13 protein-coding genes are annotated in these 14,800 nt (G+C 69.2%); 6 read left to right on the top strand and 7 right to left on the bottom strand.

The genetic code is table 11. From position 1 onward, the window contains the following. Nucleotides 1-2 precede the first annotated feature (2 nt). Nucleotides 3-1,214 (top strand): protein phosphatase 2C domain-containing protein, encoded by a 1,212-nt coding sequence (locus ACFYZZ_RS16990; protein ID WP_389176254.1) that lies wholly within the window; start codon nt 3-5, stop codon nt 1,212-1,214. Next, on the top strand, nt 1,207-1,953 hold the full coding sequence (locus ACFYZZ_RS16985; RefSeq protein WP_389176252.1) for a hypothetical protein: 747 nt from the start codon (nt 1,207-1,209) through the stop codon (nt 1,951-1,953). The genes ACFYZZ_RS16990 and ACFYZZ_RS16985 overlap by 8 nt, the downstream gene beginning before the upstream one ends. A gap of 118 nt (nt 1,954-2,071) precedes the next feature. Here ACFYZZ_RS16985 and ACFYZZ_RS16980 read toward each other — a convergent pair whose 3' ends face one another. Beyond that, nucleotides 2,072-4,015, bottom strand: a complete 1,944-nt coding sequence (locus ACFYZZ_RS16980; protein ID WP_389176250.1) for an MFS transporter — start codon at nt 4,013-4,015, stop codon at nt 2,072-2,074. Between the two features lie 186 nt (nt 4,016-4,201). Next, a complete protein-coding gene (locus ACFYZZ_RS16975) occupies nt 4,202-6,469 on the bottom strand; it encodes a D-alanyl-D-alanine carboxypeptidase (RefSeq protein WP_389176248.1) in 2,268 nt (755 codons plus the stop codon). Between the two features lie 195 nt (nt 6,470-6,664). Between ACFYZZ_RS16975 and ACFYZZ_RS16970 the strand changes: the two genes are divergently transcribed. The 3 genes from ACFYZZ_RS16970 (at nt 6,665) to ACFYZZ_RS16960 (ending at nt 8,902) form a co-directional block, all read left to right on the top strand. Continuing rightward, a complete protein-coding gene (locus tag ACFYZZ_RS16970; RefSeq protein ID WP_389176246.1) occupies nt 6,665-7,420 on the top strand; it encodes a GPP34 family phosphoprotein in 756 nt (251 codons plus the stop codon). A gap of 241 nt (nt 7,421-7,661) precedes the next feature. Then, complete coding sequence (locus ACFYZZ_RS16965; protein WP_389176244.1) at nt 7,662-8,519, top strand: helix-turn-helix domain-containing protein; 858 nt, start codon at nt 7,662-7,664, stop codon at nt 8,517-8,519. Between the two features lie 191 nt (nt 8,520-8,710). Beyond that, nucleotides 8,711-8,902, top strand: coding sequence for a DUF397 domain-containing protein (locus ACFYZZ_RS16960; RefSeq protein WP_389176242.1), 192 nt, complete (start codon nt 8,711-8,713; stop codon nt 8,900-8,902). Nucleotides 8,903-9,025: 123 nt separating this feature from the next. Here the strand turns inward: ACFYZZ_RS16960 and ACFYZZ_RS16955 are convergent, their stop codons facing one another. The 3 genes from ACFYZZ_RS16955 to ACFYZZ_RS16945 all read right to left on the bottom strand — a co-directional run bounded on the left by ACFYZZ_RS16955 (nt 9,026) and on the right by ACFYZZ_RS16945 (nt 11,439). Next, nucleotides 9,026-9,892 (bottom strand): MerR family transcriptional regulator, encoded by an 867-nt coding sequence (locus ACFYZZ_RS16955; RefSeq protein WP_389176240.1) that lies wholly within the window; start codon nt 9,890-9,892, stop codon nt 9,026-9,028. 161 nt (nt 9,893-10,053) lie between these two features. After that, entirely contained in the window at nt 10,054-10,560 is a 507-nt protein-coding gene (locus ACFYZZ_RS16950) for a glutathione peroxidase (RefSeq protein ID WP_389176239.1), read from the bottom strand. Between the two features lie 24 nt (nt 10,561-10,584). Next, on the bottom strand, nt 10,585-11,439 hold the full coding sequence (locus ACFYZZ_RS16945) for a slipin family protein (protein ID WP_389176237.1): 855 nt from the start codon (nt 11,437-11,439) through the stop codon (nt 10,585-10,587). 127 nt (nt 11,440-11,566) lie between these two features. Between ACFYZZ_RS16945 and ACFYZZ_RS16940 the strand changes: the two genes are divergently transcribed. Continuing rightward, nucleotides 11,567-11,932 carry a hypothetical protein gene (locus tag ACFYZZ_RS16940; RefSeq protein ID WP_389176235.1) on the top strand — a complete coding sequence of 122 codons (366 nt, stop codon included), beginning with the start codon at nt 11,567-11,569 and terminating at the stop codon, nt 11,930-11,932. A 124-nt stretch (nt 11,933-12,056) separates the two neighbouring features. Here the strand turns inward: ACFYZZ_RS16940 and ACFYZZ_RS16935 are convergent, their stop codons facing one another. Next, nucleotides 12,057-13,550 carry a sugar transferase gene (locus tag ACFYZZ_RS16935; RefSeq protein ID WP_389176233.1) on the bottom strand — a complete coding sequence of 498 codons (1,494 nt, stop codon included), beginning with the start codon at nt 13,548-13,550 and terminating at the stop codon, nt 12,057-12,059. 281 nt (nt 13,551-13,831) lie between these two features. Further along, the gene (locus ACFYZZ_RS16930) at nt 13,832-14,593 is read right to left on the bottom strand and encodes a class I SAM-dependent methyltransferase (RefSeq protein WP_389176231.1); all 762 of its coding nucleotides are present in this window, start codon (nt 14,591-14,593) and stop codon (nt 13,832-13,834) included. Between the last annotated feature and the right edge of the window lie 207 nt (nt 14,594-14,800).

The raw sequence follows: 14,800 nt of genomic DNA, 5'->3' as shown, positions 1-14,800 counted from the left end.
CCATGCTGAAACTCGTGAGCCTGATGGCCATCTTCCTGACCATCCCCCTTCTCGCGGTGGTGATCCTCTTGTGGAGAGAACTGCGCCTCACCTTCGTACGCCGTTCCCGGCACCAGAACGACGCCTCGACCAGGCCCGGTCCGTCGGCCGCGCCACTGCACGGCCAGGCGCCGACCGACCGTGGTGCGCCGAAGAAGGGTGCGCATGCGGCGGCACCCGCCAAGGAGCACACCCCCGCGGCACCCGGTCACGGTGTTCCGCCCCTGCTGCGGGAGCCGTCGCGTACGCTGCCGGCGCTCAGTCCGCCGGCGGCCGCCGGCGGACAGCCCCCCGCGCAGGACGAGACCTCCGCGGAGGAACAGCATTCGTCCGAACCGCTCGTGACACCCCGCAAGTCGCTTCCCGCACTGCCACCCGAAATGCGTCCGGAGGTCCCGGGCACCGGGGCGTCACGGGAGTTGGTGCTGCCGTCGGGGACGGCCCCGCAGCGAGAGTGCGAGGACGGCGCCGAGGTGTGGCTGCACGCCGGAGCAGCGACCACGGCCGGCCGGCACCGCCGACGGAACGAGGACTCCCACTTCGCGGACACGGATCTGCTGGTCGTGGCCGACGGTGTCGGTGGTGCTCCGGCGGGCGAGGTCGCCTCGAAGCTGGCCGTCGAGGCGGTCGTCCAGGCCTGGCGGCGCGGCGCTCAGCGCACCCACCATCACCTCCAGGGAGGTTTCCGGGACGCCAACGCGGCGGTCCTGCAGCACGTCAAGGGCAATCCACGGCTGCGGGGCATGGCCACGACCCTGGACGCCTGCGCCGTGATCGGCGACCGGATCGTGGGGGCGCACGTCGGGGACGGCTATGTATGGGCGGTGCCTCCCGAGCGGACATCGGTGCGGCAGATCACCAAGCCGCACTCCGCTCCGCAGGGTCCGCTGCTGAGGATGATCGGCTCGTCCGTACCGGTCCGTCCCGACCTGTGGGCGATCGACGCCCGTCCGGACACCCGGCTGGTGCTGTCGAGCGACGGACTGCCGGCCGACCTGGACGAGCGGGAGCTGCGCGGGCTGATCATGTCGACCGCCGACATGGCGCCTGCGGAAACCGCTTCGATTCTGATGAAGTCTGCTCTCAAAGCAGGAGGAACGGATAATATCACCGTAATTGTCGCCGATGTGGTCCTCAGTGGATCAATCGAGCAGCCATTCTTGTTCAGTGAGTGATCGGGGGGTCATGCACGCCGCACCACGAGCGACCATCGAGCTCCAGACCCGGGACGGCCTGAGGTCCTTCCAGCTCGACCCGGAGGAGACCTTCTACCTCACCCGGAAGGTGGTCGCACAGGACGACCCGGAGGTGGAGCGCTTCCTCTCCCGCCGGCCCGACTGCCCGCAGATCGCCTACCTCGCGGGCCGCTGGACCCTGTTGAACGAGTCCCGCAGCCGACGCGTCAGGGTCGCGCCCCCGCGCGGCGGATACGAGGAGGTCGGACGGGGCGGGGCGGTCCGCCTCAACCCCGGCCGGACCGTCCTCTACTTCGGACCGAAGGGCGAGATCCAGGTCGGCGTTGTGATCGGGCCGGCAGCCGAACCGGACGGGGAGACCGAAACCCAGTCAGGGACGGTGACCTACCGCGGACCCGAACCCACCCCCCAGGTGGAGCGCATGCTCGTCCAGCAGTCGTCCAGGACCGTTCTGGTCGCCGTCCTGGCCCCCTGGCTGTCCGGGGACCCCGCACTGCAGGACCTGAAGGACCGCGCGGTGGCCGCGCAGTGCGCCGGCTTCAGCGTGGGGTACGTCGACAAGGTGCTCAAGGAGGTCAGGGCGGGGCTGTGGCCGGACACCGCCGCGCGCCCCAGCCGCGCCGAACTCGCCGAGTACTTCCTGACCCGCGGTCTGCTCGGCGCCGCCGACATGCTCACCCTCCGCCATGTCGCCTGCGGTCACCACCGCTCCCACTGACGCCCGAGAAACTCGCCCGGCACGGTGGGAAGCGTCGGACGCGTCGCTGGAATTGGAGATCCCCACGATCCCGGGCACGGACAAGTACGTCGCGGAGCTTCGCAGCTGCCAGTGAGGCTCACTTCAGCTCGTCCGGGCAGGGGGTACCCCGCGGCAACTGGTACGGCGCAGCCAAGTGATACGTCCCGGCCTTCGGCGCGAGCAGCATCGTCCACTTGTCCCCCTTGGAGTCCTCCGGCGTCTCCATCAGGCACCCGTTGACGTTGTCGTACGTCAAGCCGTCGGAGGACTTCTGCGGCGGCTTGAGACTCTTGCCCTGCCCGTCGACGACGCTCAGCCAGGGCGAGTACGGGATCTTGATCAGGATCCGCCCCGGCTTGTGCACCTGCAGCGTCATCTCGCCCTGCTCGGCCCGGTCCACCACCGTGTTCGGCTCGGCGAGCGGTGTCGGATCGGTCACCCGGAACAGCTGCCAGTTGGCGTCGCCCCAGATCTGTTTCAGGTACGGCATCCCGCGCTGCAGCAGCTGCCGCTCGCGCTCGCCGCCGTCCCCGTCCGGCTCGTCCTTGGGCAGCACGACGAAGTGCACGGCCCACCGCTGGAGCCACTCGTGGTAGTTCGCCGAGTTGAGCGTGTCGTCGTAGAAGAGCGGGTTGCGCTCCATGTCGGCCTGCCGGAGCCAGCCGCGGGCCAGGTTGAAGTCCGGCGCGAGCGCGGAGGCCTCGCGGTGCGAGCGCACCGGGACCACCTCGACCCTGCCCTTCTCCGCGCCGACGTTCTGGAGCTGGTTGACCAGCGGCGCCAGCTCCCGGGCCCAGGACGCGGCAGGGGTCGTGTGGATGATGTCGTCGACCGTCTTGAAGCCGATCCAGCCGACGAAGCCCAGGAACGCCACCACGGTCGCGTACCACTTGCGCGAGCGCGGCACCGTGTACGGCAGGGCGGCGATCAGCGCCGCACCCGCGAACAGCATCGGCAGCCGCGAGATGTTCGAGCCGATCTGCGAGTTGATCAGCCAGACCAGGACGACCCCGAGGCTGTAGACGGCGGCCGTCAGCCGTACGGTGATCCACTCCTTGGGGACGAGGAACAGGCACAGCAGGCCGTATGCCAGGGGCAGGATCACCGAGCCGAAGATCATCGGCTGGGTGCCCGAGAACGGGAACAGCCACGTCGAGACGGCGACCACCGCCGTGGGCGCGAGCCCCAGCGCCCACGCGCCGGGCCGCCGCTTCTGCAGGAACAGCGCGACCGCGACCAGGCCCACGAACAGTCCCGCGACCGGCGAGGCCATCGTGGCGAGCGCCGCCAGCGGGGCGGCTACCAGGGCCTTCGCCCAGCGTTTGAACCGCCACCGGTAGGGCCAGCAGAAGACGGCCGCGACCGCGCCGAGCGCGAACATCGTGCCGAGCCCGAAGGTCACCCGCCCGGACACCGCGTTGCAGATCAGCGCGAAGACCCCGGCCATCGCGGCCCACAGCGGGTTCTTCACCGCCCGGCTGCGGATCAGCACGAGCGTCAGCAGGCCCGCCGAGACCGTCCCGGCGATCATCATCGTCGTACGGACGCCGAGGACCGACATCAGATACGGCGACACCACGCTGTACGACACCGGGTGCATGCCCCCGTACCAGGCGAGGTTGTACGCCGAGTCCGGGTGCCGGCCGACGAACTCCGCCCAGGCGTCCTGGGCCGCGAGGTCGCCACCGCTGTTCGCGAACGTGAAGAACCAGACGATGTGCAGAAGGCCGGCGAGAGCGGTGACCGACAGCACGGGGTGCAGCAGGAGCCGCTGGCGCAGGGGCTCGGCGGCGGCGAGGAGTCGGGCGAGCCGGCCCTGAGGTGCGGTCGTACGGCCGTACGGTTGGTCGTCCGTCCGGCCGTCTGTCCGCTCGTCTGCGCCGCTGTCCGTGTGGCTGTCGGTGCGGCTGTCGCTACGGTCGTGGTGACGACCGTCCGTGTCGGCGCGAGCGTCCGTGTCAGCCGTGGACAGGCGTATTCGAGGGCCGGATCCCGGGTCCGGGTCGGCGTCGTCCGCGCGTGTCCGCTCCGTTGTGGCCACCTGAAGGCACTCCCCGTGTCCCGTCTTCTGTTCTCGGCCGTGTCCCTCGGTGTTACCGGCCGCTTCTCGTCCAGTTCGCGGCCCCGTCCCATGGACCGGCGAGCTGCCCCGTTTCGTGACGCTAGCACGCACCCCGCCGACGGGCTCCGTCGGCGGGGTGGGGGAGCGGTGAAGCGGGCCTACGGCTCAGCCGAGACGGGTCAGCTTGTCCGTGAAGCCGGGTTCGGTCAGGTCCTTCTGCAGTGCCACCGGGACCGTCACCGCACCGGCCGAACCGTCACCCACGGTGAGCGAGCCGACCTTGGTGCCGGCCTTCGCGGTGTGCGGTACGGCGTCCGAGGTGAAGGACAGTTTCACCTTCAGACCGGCCCAGCCGGCCGCCGTGACGTCCTTCGTCGCCACGACCGGCGTACGGCCGCCGAGGCCGTCGTCGACGTACCCGACGACGGTGCCCTTCTTCAGGATCGTCGCCGACTTCAGCGCCCCCTGTGCGGCCCGGATCAGCTTGTCGCCCGCGTCCAGGACGCCGCTGATGATGGTGTTGTCGGAGCCGCCGGCGGGCTGGCGCATCGCGGCGCCGATGATGGTGCGGGTCTCGCCGCCGACCTGCTGCTTCGCCGCGAAGACGAGGTTGCCGAGGGCGGAGGTGGTGGTGCCGGTCTTGATGCCGACGACGTTGTTGTAGCCGACCAGCCGGTTGTAGTTGTTGTGCTTGGCGCCCTTGTAGTCGACGTACGACATCATCGCGGCGACCTCGCGGAACGCGGGCTGCTCCATCGCCTTCTTGGCCAGCTTGACCTGGTCCACGGCCGTGCTGACCGTCGAGTCCGTCAGGCCCGAGGGGTCGGTGTACGTGGTGTTGGTCATGCCGAGCTTCTTGGCGGCGGCGTTCATCTTCGTCACGAACGCCTTCTCCGAACCCGAGTCCCAGCGGGCGAGCAGCCGGGCCACGTTGTTGGCGGAGGGCAGGAGGATCGCCTCCAGGGCCTCGCGCTCGGAGATGCTGTCACCGGCGGTGACCGGGACGGTGGACTCCTGGCCGGCGTCCGACTGCTCCTCGGCGGGCTTGTCGATCTTGATCTTGGGGCCGTCCTCGCCGCTCTTGAGCGGGTGCTCGCGCAGGATCAGGTACGCCGTCATGACCTTCGCGACGCTCGCGATCGGTACCGGCTTCTGGGCGCCGGAGGAGCCGAACGTGCCGATGCCCTGGACGTCGAGGGCGGCCTGGCCCTTGTCCGGCCACGGGATGTTGGCCAGGTCGCCCTCGAAGGTGAAGGTGTCCTTCGTGGTGAGGGCGAGGGTGGGCTGGGGGAGCGGGCGGAAGGCCTGTACGACCGCAAAGATGATCGCCAGGAGGAGGGCCAGGGGGGTCCAGATCTTGACCCGGCGGAGCAGGGTGCGGACCGGGGTCTCCGGGGGCGGAGGCGTGTTCGTCAGCTCGGCCAGCAGGTCCAGCGGGGGCTTGGGCGGGAGGGGCTGCTGGGTGGTGCGTTCGGGGCCGACCTGGGGGAGGGCGGTGGTGGGGGCGGAGGTGTCGTTCTTCAGCGGGACGAACTTGCTGCCGCCCAGCTTGAGGGTGGTGGTGGGCTGGTCGACCTGGGGCTTCTTGGGCTTGACGACCTTGATGAGGGTGGTCGGCTGGTCAACACCCTTCGCCTCGGCGGGCTTTGCTTCGGCGGGCTTTGTCTTGGCGGGCTTCGCCTCGGCTTCGCCTTCGGCGGTCTTGTTCCCACCCGCACCACCCGTGCGGCTTTCGTCGTCGGCTGCGGGTGGCTCCTGTGGGGCGTCCTCGCCGTCGGCGGCTTGCGGCTCCTCGGCGGCAGCAGCCTTCGGCTCGTCGTCGTCCTCGGCGGCAGCAGCCTTCGGCTCGCCCTCGTCCTCGGCGTCAGCCTTCGGCTCGTCCTCGGGTTCGGCAGCAGGCTTCTGTTCGTCCTCGGGCTCGGCGTCGGCCTTCTGTTCGTCCTCGGGCTCGGCCTCGGCAACAGGCTTCGGCTCGTCCTCGGGCTCAGCCTTCGCGTCCTCGGGCTCGGCGTCCGCAGCAGGCTTCGCCTCGTCCTCTGGCTCGGCCTTCGTGTTCTCGGCCTCGTCCTGGGGCTCGGCTGTGTCCTCCGTAGGCTCCGACTTCGTGTCCGCCTTCGTGGGCTTCGACTTGGGGTCGGCAGGCTCGGTCTGGTGCTCCGGCTCTTCCGGGGTCTTCGGGTCCTCGGCCGAGCGGACCCACGCCGAGACCGCCTCGCGGAGGTCGGAGTCGTCGTCCTCGGAGTTGGCGGCGACCTTCACGTTGCGGATGGAGAGGACCTTCGTCGCCGTGTCCACCGCGGCGCCGGAGGAATCCTTTTCGCGGGAGACCGCGAGGCGCGGATCGCGGGCTTCGGGAACCGTACCCCCGCTCCCCGACGTCGGTTCCGCCGACGACTCGTGCTGCTTCGACCTGTCGGGGGACTCGCCCGCCACCGATGCCTCCTAGTGCGCCGCACGCCCACTCGCGCGCCCTGTCCGAACCATGTACCAGTGTCCTGTGTGAGGGCTTGGCCCCTGTGGTAGACGAGAACGACATACCTACCGGTTCCCTCACGAACCGGTCACGCACCCTCGACAGACCAATGTGAGAGGGGTCACCCTGTCTGTCATCCACGCGGGGAGGCATGGATGGGCAGGAGCCGCAGAACACTTCCGGAGGAGCTTCTGCTGCTGGCACTGGACCCGGCCACGGGTACCACTGCACAGCCGCAGTCGCTCGACCTCGGTCTGGCCGGAGCACAGCTAGTGGAGCTGGCGCTGGCCGGACGGATAGCCCCAGACGGGGATCGTATCGCCGTGGTGGTACCACGGCCGACTGGAGATCCGACTTTGGACTGTGCGTTGGAGTTGCTGCGAAGGCGCGGCGCTCCCGTACGTGCCGTCCATTGGATCGGCGGGCCCCGGCTGGGGCTGCGTCAGATCTACCTCTCGCATCTCGAACGGTGCGGCATGGTGGCCGCCGTGCCGGGGCAGATGTGCGGGGTGCTGCCGACGACTCGGTACCAGGCGACGGACACCGAAATCAGCCGGGAGATCCGTGCCCGGCTGGACTCCGCGATCCGCACCGGCGTACCGCCGGACCCGCGGACCGCGGCGCTCGCCGCCCTGGCCCACGCCGTCGGACTCGGCAAGCACCTGTACCCGGGGAATGAGGGCCGCTCCTCACGTTCCCGGTTGCGGGACCTGATCCGGCACGACCCCATGGGCGGGCTGGTCGCGCATGCCGTGATGGACGTACAGAACGGCGCTGCGGCCCAGCCGCGGCGCGGGCCGGCCACGGCCGGCAGGCAGGCGGGGCACGGAGCCAGGACCACGGCGGAACCCGCACGCGGGGTTCCGATGCAGCCGAGCCGCGGGTCCATGGCACGCGCCGTGGCCCACTGAGCCGCACCGAAAGTCCCCAAGACCCGGTACGGGAGCCGCTGGTTCGAGCGGGGCGGTGAGATCCTCGTGGTCTCACCGCCCCGCTCGACCGCGTCCGCACTCGTAAATCCGTGCCCGAACTGACGCGTACGCGCCGCATATCCACTGTTTCCCAGCGGTAGAAAGCACCTTGGTGGCAGTCTGCTCAACAGCAGATACGCAAAGTGCCAGGTACAGGCAGGCAGCCGGAGGTGCACGTCCCGTGGCGTCCAATGTCAATCCCACAGTACGGCGACGCCGGCTGGGTCAGGAGCTGCGCAGGCTCCGCGAGCTCAAGGGCATGACGGCCGAGGAGGTGGCGGAGCGGCTGCTCGTGTCGCAGTCGAAGATCAGTCGGCTGGAGAACGGCCGCAGAAGCATCAGTCAGCGTGACGTTCGCGATCTGTGCGGGGTGTACGAGGTCGAGGACCAGCGGATCGTCGACTCGCTGATGGAGATGGCCCGGGATTCGAGACAGCAGGGCTGGTGGCACACGTTCGGGGACATCCCGTACAGCGTGTACATCGGCCTGGAGACCGATGCCGAGTCGCTGCGGGTGTACGAACCCCAGCTGGTGACCGGTCTGTTGCAGACCCGCGCCTACGCGGAGGCCCTGGTGCAGGGCGCGTTGCCGGAGACGTCGACGGCGGAGATCGAGAAGCGCGTGCAGGTGCGCATGCGCCGACAGGAACGTATCACCGCCGAGGGCGCGGCTCTTCGGCTGTGGGTGGTGCTGGACGAGGCGGCGCTGCGCCGCGTCGTGGGCAGCAAGCTGGTGATGCGTGAGCAGCTGGAGCATCTGATCGAGATGTCCCAGCTGCCGCACGTCACCGTGCAGGTGCTGCCCTTCGAGGTGGGCGCGCATCCGGGGCTCAACGGGCAGTACGCGATCCTGGAGTTCACGGACGCGGCCGACTCCAGCGTGGTCTACCTGGAGGGCGTGACCAGCGACCTGTACCTGGAGAAGGCGCAGGACGTGCAGAAGTACGCCGTGATGTACGAGCATCTGCGGGCACAGTCCCTCAATGTGGAGCAATCCCGGCAATACATCTCCGACGTGGCGAAAACCTACGCGGATTGAGCCCTGCTCCACAGGAAGTGCCGGATCGTACACCGTCGTTACGATTCAGTGGAAGGCTCACTTGGAATATGCCATCCGCTTGAGTGAACGACTACTCCAGCAGAGGCGGTTGCCCGGTAGCGTCGATCACGCCAATCAGACGACAAGGTTGGCGTGAACCGCACCACCAGCAACTCGCAACAGGAGTGGACATGGCACTGATTCAGGGCGCTTCGGAGACGTGGATGAAGTCCTCCTATTCCGCGGGCAACGGCGCCTGCGTCGAGGTCAAGTCGCCCACCACCGCGGAGCTCGCCGTACGCGACTCCAAGGTCACCGAGGGCCCGATCCTGGCCTTCCCCGCCGACGCGTGGAACGTCTTCGTCGCCTCGGTCAAGGCGTAGGGAGCCCTCTCTGACGTTCCCTCGCAGACACGTCCGACGACAACTGCACACGCTTCACCCCGCAGAGCCCTCTCGACGAGTCGCCGTCCTTGCCGAGGGGGCTCGGCCACATCCGGCCCGGGGCTACTTCACCGGAAACGCCACATCGCACACCGGATCCCCGGGCCCGGCCGTGTCCCAGTCCGCGAAGTACACCTCGCGGCAGGGGCCGGCCATCTCCAGGCCCTCCCCGGCCATCCACTGCTCCACCGCCTCGAAGGCGGCGAGGATCTGCGGATGGGCCACCTGGGCCTTGGTGATCCGGGTGTAGGCCAGCCGGGCCGCCGGCTCCACCCGTACCCGGGTCGCCCCGGCCCGGCCGTGTGCCTCCACCCACGCCCGGGCCGCCGCCTCGTCCGCCACCGGCACACACGACTCGGCGGGCCCGTCACTCTCCATCGACACCTCGGAGTGGTAGACGACGAACGGCTCACCCGCCACGCCCCCGCACTCCTGCGCGGCCTTCAGCAGCCGGTCCAGCGAGGCGCTGATCCAGGCCGGCAGCTCGTCCGCGAGCGTGTGCCGCGTCTCGGTGATCACCACCCGCGCGGGCACGTCCACCGTCTCGACCACGAACTTGTCGTACATCTCGGAGCTCCTCCCCGACAGTCGTCCACGGAGGTACTCGGCGAGGGTGCGCTGCCCGGCCACCCGGGTCTCCACGTCCGCCCAGTAGGCGGCCAGCAGATCCGCGGCCGCGGTGCCCCGCGCCCCGATCACCTCGGCGATCCGGGCGAGCGGCATGTCCAGCTGCCGCAGCAGGGCCACCAGACGGGCGCGTTCCACCTGGTCGGCGCGGTAGTAGCGGTAACCGCTGGCCTCGTCGACATGCGCCGGGGCGAGCAGCCCGAGGCGGTCGTACAGCCGCAGCGCCTTGGCCGAAAGCCGGGCCCGCGCGGCGAACGCGCCGATGGTCAGCAGCTCCTCGTTCACGATGCCATCCTCCGTCACCGGGCGGTCCTTCCCGCCCGGTGACAAGGACGCTCAGCCCTGCCCCTGGGGCAAGGTCAACCTAGGGCCTCTCCGGCGGATCCTGCCGCAGACGCGGGGCCTGCTCAGCCGCGCCGACAAGGCGCCGCTGTTTCCCTGCGGCAGGATCCGCCGGACAGGCCCTAGCCCAGCTGGCCCTCGATGGCCGCCACGACCTCCGCCGCCTCCGGCTCGGTCTGCGGCGAGAAGCGCGCGACGACCTGCCCGTCGCGGCCGATGAGGAACTTCTCGAAGTTCCAGCGGATGTCCCCGCTGTGCCCCTCGGCGTCGGCGAAGCCCACCAGACGCTCGTACAGCGTGTGCCGGCCCTCCCCGTTCACCTCGACCTTCTCGGTCAGCGGGAAGCTCACGCCGTACGTCGCGGAGCAGAACTCGGCGATCTCCTCGGCGGTGCCGGGCTCCTGCCCGAGGAACTGGTTGCAGGGCACGCCGAGCACGGTGAAGCCCTGCTCGGCGTACCGCTCCTGCAGCCGCTCAAGACCTGTGTACTGCGGGGTCAGGCCGCACTTGGAGGCCACGTTCACGATGAGGACGCTCTTGCCGGCGTACTGCGGCAGATTCGCGGAGCCGCCCTTGAGGGCCCCGATCTCGGTGTCCAGTACAGAGCCGTTGTGGTCGTTGGTCGTCATGAGCGGATGCTAACTCCACCGCTGCTACGACTGGTCGGCGCTCTGCTGCGGCTGCTGTGCCGGGATGGTCTCCTGCGGCTGCTGCGCCGGGACGCTCTTCGCGTTGAGGTCGGCACCGATGTGCTGTGCGGCCCGGTCGAAGTACCGCAGCAGCTCCACGGGGAACGGCATCACGAGCGTGGAGTTCTTCTCGGCGGCGACCTCGACGACCGTCTGGAGCAGCCGCAGCTGCATGGCCTCGGGCGTGTCCGACATGATCCTCGACGCGTTGGCGAGCTGCTGGGCCGCCTGGAACTCGCCGTCCGCGGTGATGACCCGGGCCCGCCGCTCCCGCTCCGCCTCGGCCTGCCGCGACATGGACCGCTTCAGCGACTCGGGCAGCTGTACGTCCTTGATCTCGACGCGGTCGATGTGGATGCCCCACCCGGCGGCCGGACTGTCGATCATCAGGGCCAGCCCCTCGTGCAGCCGCTCCCGGTCGCTCAGCAGATCGTCCAGGTCGCTCTTGCCGATGATGGAGCGCAGGGAGGACTGGGCGACCTGCCCGACGGCGAAGTGGTAGTCCTGCACCTCGATGGCCGCCTTCACCGGGTCGGTCACCCGGAAGTAGACGACGGCGTCGACCTTCACCGACACGTTGTCCTTGGTGATGCCCTCCTGGGTGGGCACCGGCATGGTCACGACCTGCACGTTCACCTTGCGCATCCGGTCGGCGAACGGGATGAGGAAGGTGATGCCCGGCTGCCGGTAGGCGGGCTGTGCCTTGCCCCAGCGGAACACCACTCCGCGCTCCACCTGGTTGACCACCCGCATACCGCTCTTCAGCACGAGCAGGACGAGCACGGCCACGACGACCACTGCGACGACGGTGCCTTCCATGGCACTCCATTCTCCGACGCGACTTCCGTCCGGTTCCGGACACCGGTGAGGACACCAGTCGGGGCCGGACGGATGCGGCGGGGCGCGTCAGGAGTGTGTAAAGAACCACTGCGCTGCCGGAACTCGAATGACCCTTGAGCGACCGCTCCACCTGCTCGTGCGGGCGCTCGGCGAGCCGTCGCCCCTGTACGAGGCGTACGAGCCGTACGAGGACGGGTGGTCGGAGGACATCGAGGCGTACACCGGCGAAGTCCCGCTGGACGCCCCCCAACTGGGCCTGCCGGACGACTTGGCGGACGTGCTGCGGACCTGGCGCTTGTCCCGGCCGCCGGAAGGCTTCGGCTCCCGCCCGGCCCTGCGCAGGCACGTCACGCAGGGCCGGGCGGTCGCCCGGCGACTGGCCGGACACCTCGGGCCGTCATGGGCGGTGCGCTACCGGGACGAGCGGCACAGGACGGCGAATGTTCAAGATCCGCCGCGATCACGTCGGTGAGCTGGCGAGGAGACCGCGCCTGCTGACGGCAGAAAGGGGTGCCAGGAGGGGATGTCAGGTGGTCCGGGGCACGATGCTCAACGCGCGGTAGTCGTAGCCGTCCTGGGTCGGTGGTGAAGGGGGGTCAGTAAGCCCCGGTGCCCGCTACGACGGCGCGCACCGTGCGAGCCAGAACGGCGAAGTCCCCGGCCGGGGACCAGTTGTCCACGTACCTGAGGTCCAGGGCGACCGTCTCGTCCCAGGAGAGGTCGGAGCGGCCGCTGACCTGCCACAGGCCGGTGAGCCCCGGCTTGACGGCCAGCCTGCGCAGCTCCACCTCGTCGTACCCCGCGACCTCGTCGGGCAGCGGCGGTCGCGGACCGACCAGGGACATGTGCCCCTGCAACACGTTGAACAGCTGGGGCAGTTCGTCCAGGGAGCAGCGGCGCAGCACGCGGCCGACGCGGGTGATCCGCGGATCGCGGCGGATCTTGAACATTCGCCCGTCCTGCTCGTTGGTCCCGGCCAACTGGTGCCTCAGCCGCTCCGCGTCGATGACCATGGTGCGGAACTTGGCCATGGTGAACGGCTTTCCGCAGCGGCCGATACGCGTCTGCCGGTGCACGACGGGGCCCGGGGAGTCCAGCCGTACGGCGAGGGCCACTACCGCGAACACCGGGCCGAGCAGCACCATCAGCAGCGCCGCGCCCAGCCGGTCCGTCACCGACTTGAGCAGCATCGCGAGGCCCCGCCTCAGGGGCGGCGCCACGTTCAGCATCGTGAGCCCGGCCACGGAGTGGACGCCCACCCGGCGTCCGGCAACCTCGGCCAGGCCCGGTACGACCATGAGCGGGCGCTCCTCGCCGTGCAGAGCCCACGACAGCCGCCGCAGGCGCGTTCCGGTCAGGTACGGTCCCGGCACGACGACGACCACGTCCACGTCGAGCCGCCGGGCCGCCTCCAGCACAGGGCCTGAGTCGGCCGACGGGCGCGACGGTGCCTGCCTGCTGAGGCGGGTGGCGACCGGGGCCAGTGCCTCCGGGTTCTCGTCACCGACCGGGCACACCCCGACGACGACGAGTTCGTGGTCGGTCCGTTTCGCGAGGTGGCTCACCAGACTGTCGACGGCGTCAGCCTCCCCGATCACCAGGGCCCGGCGGACGGCCCGGCCGTCGCGGCGCCGGGCGACCAGATGACGGTGGATCAGCGTGTGCACGACGGCACTCGTCGGCGCGCAGGGCGCCAGGGCGGCGAGTGCGACCAGGAACGGGGACTCCTCGCCGGTCGCCGCTCGCACCACCGCGAGCAGGCCGACCAGTATCAGCCAGTCCTGCAGCGCGGCGCCGAGGTTGTCGCGCTCACCGAGACGGCGCTCGCAGTAGCGGTCCCGTACACCGCGCAGCAGCAGCCATGCCGCGGCCGCCACCGCCGCGCAGGCCGCGGCATGTGTGCTGTCGGCCGGCGCGAAGGCCAGATACATCGGCACGGCGGCGCCGACCGCGTCGCCGATGACGGCGGCGGGCGCGAACCAGAGGGGTTTGCCGGTGCGGCGACCGGTCGGCGGCTGCTCCTGGATGACCGGTGTCTGCGCAGGTCTTGCCCCTGGTACGTGGGGCATCGTGTCCTCGAACAGCCACATTCACCCTCCAAAAGCATCAAAATAAGGACTGTTCGAGTGTGTATGGCCGTCCACCGAACAGCGGGGCGCGACGCTGGGCCATGGGCAACTCTCACCCGATGAGCAGAGCTGCATGCCTCGTGCATATGCGGATGCCGGGGCCGGGAGGCAAGGAGTCCCTGGGGCTTCTGCGGGAGAGCGGAGGAGGGGCGGTGCGGTCCGCCGGTGACCGGCGCACAGGCGAGGGGGCGTACGAACCCCGCCCGCTGCGCGGGCTCCGGCTCCGAACGGTGCGATTAGTTCTATGCGTAGGCAATGCAAGCGATTTCGGAGAATAGCCTTGGAATACGTCGTGCGAGTGCGAAGCCCGGCCTGCCGAGGAACCGCGGGCCCTCGAAGTACGGGCGGAATACAACTGACCGGTATCCGCATCTGCGGGTCAGCATCTGCTCCATTGACCTGTGTGTGAAGTAATGCAAATGCCCTTCGTCATGCAAGTCGGTTTCCTTGCCGTCGTACGTCGTCAGACCCTCGTTACGAGATGCTGTTGCGGGGAAACGGCCGCATGCGAGCTTCACGCGACGCGTCCATTTTGCGATGTTGGGGGTATCGATGTAAACGAAGCCGCCGGGCTTGAGCAGGGTGCGGATGTCGGCCACGGCACCCATTGGGTCGATCAAGTGCTCAATCAGGGCGACCATCACCACAGCGTCGAAAGGCCCTTGGGCTGTGGCCGATGCCTGCTCCGCATTGGCTTGCACGAAATGAAACCGGGGGTCAGTGAAGGTGCGCCGAAGCCCGTCCAACCGCACTCTTGCGATGTCACCGATCGTATAATTGGCAAAATGTACTCCACCGGCGCGCAAGCTCTCAGCGACCAAACCATTCCCGGCCCCCAGTTCAAGCACGTCGGCGCCCTTCGGCAGTTCCGCCGCCAGCGTGGTCACTGCGGCTTCGAACCGATTGCGGGGCACCAAGTCCAGCGGCAGGGGCGTGGGATCGGCGGCGGTACGCTCTTCGGCGTATTTTGTCTCGTAGTGCTCTGAAAGACGGGTCGGAAACACGGATATCCTTTCGGCTGGTTGCAGCGCCTCGACGCCCAATGCTGGGCATGTGGAAGCGATATATCCAGTACGGCTCGCCGTGTCCCGGCATCAGATCCCTCAATCCGCTGCACCACTGCAATTTTAAATTTGGATGATTCTGGGCCTGGCCGGCTCGTGCTGGTGGGCGACGGCCACCCGCACGAACACCGGCTCGAAGTTCCCGGA

The sequence above is a fragment of the Streptomyces sp. NPDC001816 genome (genome assembly GCF_042892235.1).
GTDB lineage: Bacteria > Actinomycetota > Actinomycetes > Streptomycetales > Streptomycetaceae > Streptomyces.
Note: the sequence above shows the minus strand (reverse complement) of the source record. Positions and strands in the feature narration are given on the sequence as shown.

Excerpts from the sequence above, each read along its gene's own strand:
- ACFYZZ_RS16945 (WP_389176237.1), bottom strand. The coding sequence starts at position 11,439 with ATGGAAGGCACCGTCGTCGCAGTGGTCGTCGTGGCCGTGCTCGTCCTG.
- ACFYZZ_RS16940 (WP_389176235.1), top strand. The coding sequence starts at position 11,567 with ATGACCCTTGAGCGACCGCTCCACCTGCTCGTGCGGGCGCTCGGCGAG.
- ACFYZZ_RS16935 (WP_389176233.1), bottom strand. The coding sequence starts at position 13,550 with ATGTGGCTGTTCGAGGACACGATGCCCCACGTACCAGGGGCAAGACCT.
- ACFYZZ_RS16960 (WP_389176242.1), top strand. The coding sequence starts at position 8,711 with ATGGCACTGATTCAGGGCGCTTCGGAGACGTGGATGAAGTCCTCCTAT.
- ACFYZZ_RS16990 (WP_389176254.1), top strand. The coding sequence starts at position 3 with ATGCTGAAACTCGTGAGCCTGATGGCCATCTTCCTGACCATCCCCCTT.
- ACFYZZ_RS16970 (WP_389176246.1), top strand. The coding sequence starts at position 6,665 with ATGGGCAGGAGCCGCAGAACACTTCCGGAGGAGCTTCTGCTGCTGGCA.
- ACFYZZ_RS16950 (WP_389176239.1), bottom strand. The coding sequence starts at position 10,560 with ATGACGACCAACGACCACAACGGCTCTGTACTGGACACCGAGATCGGG.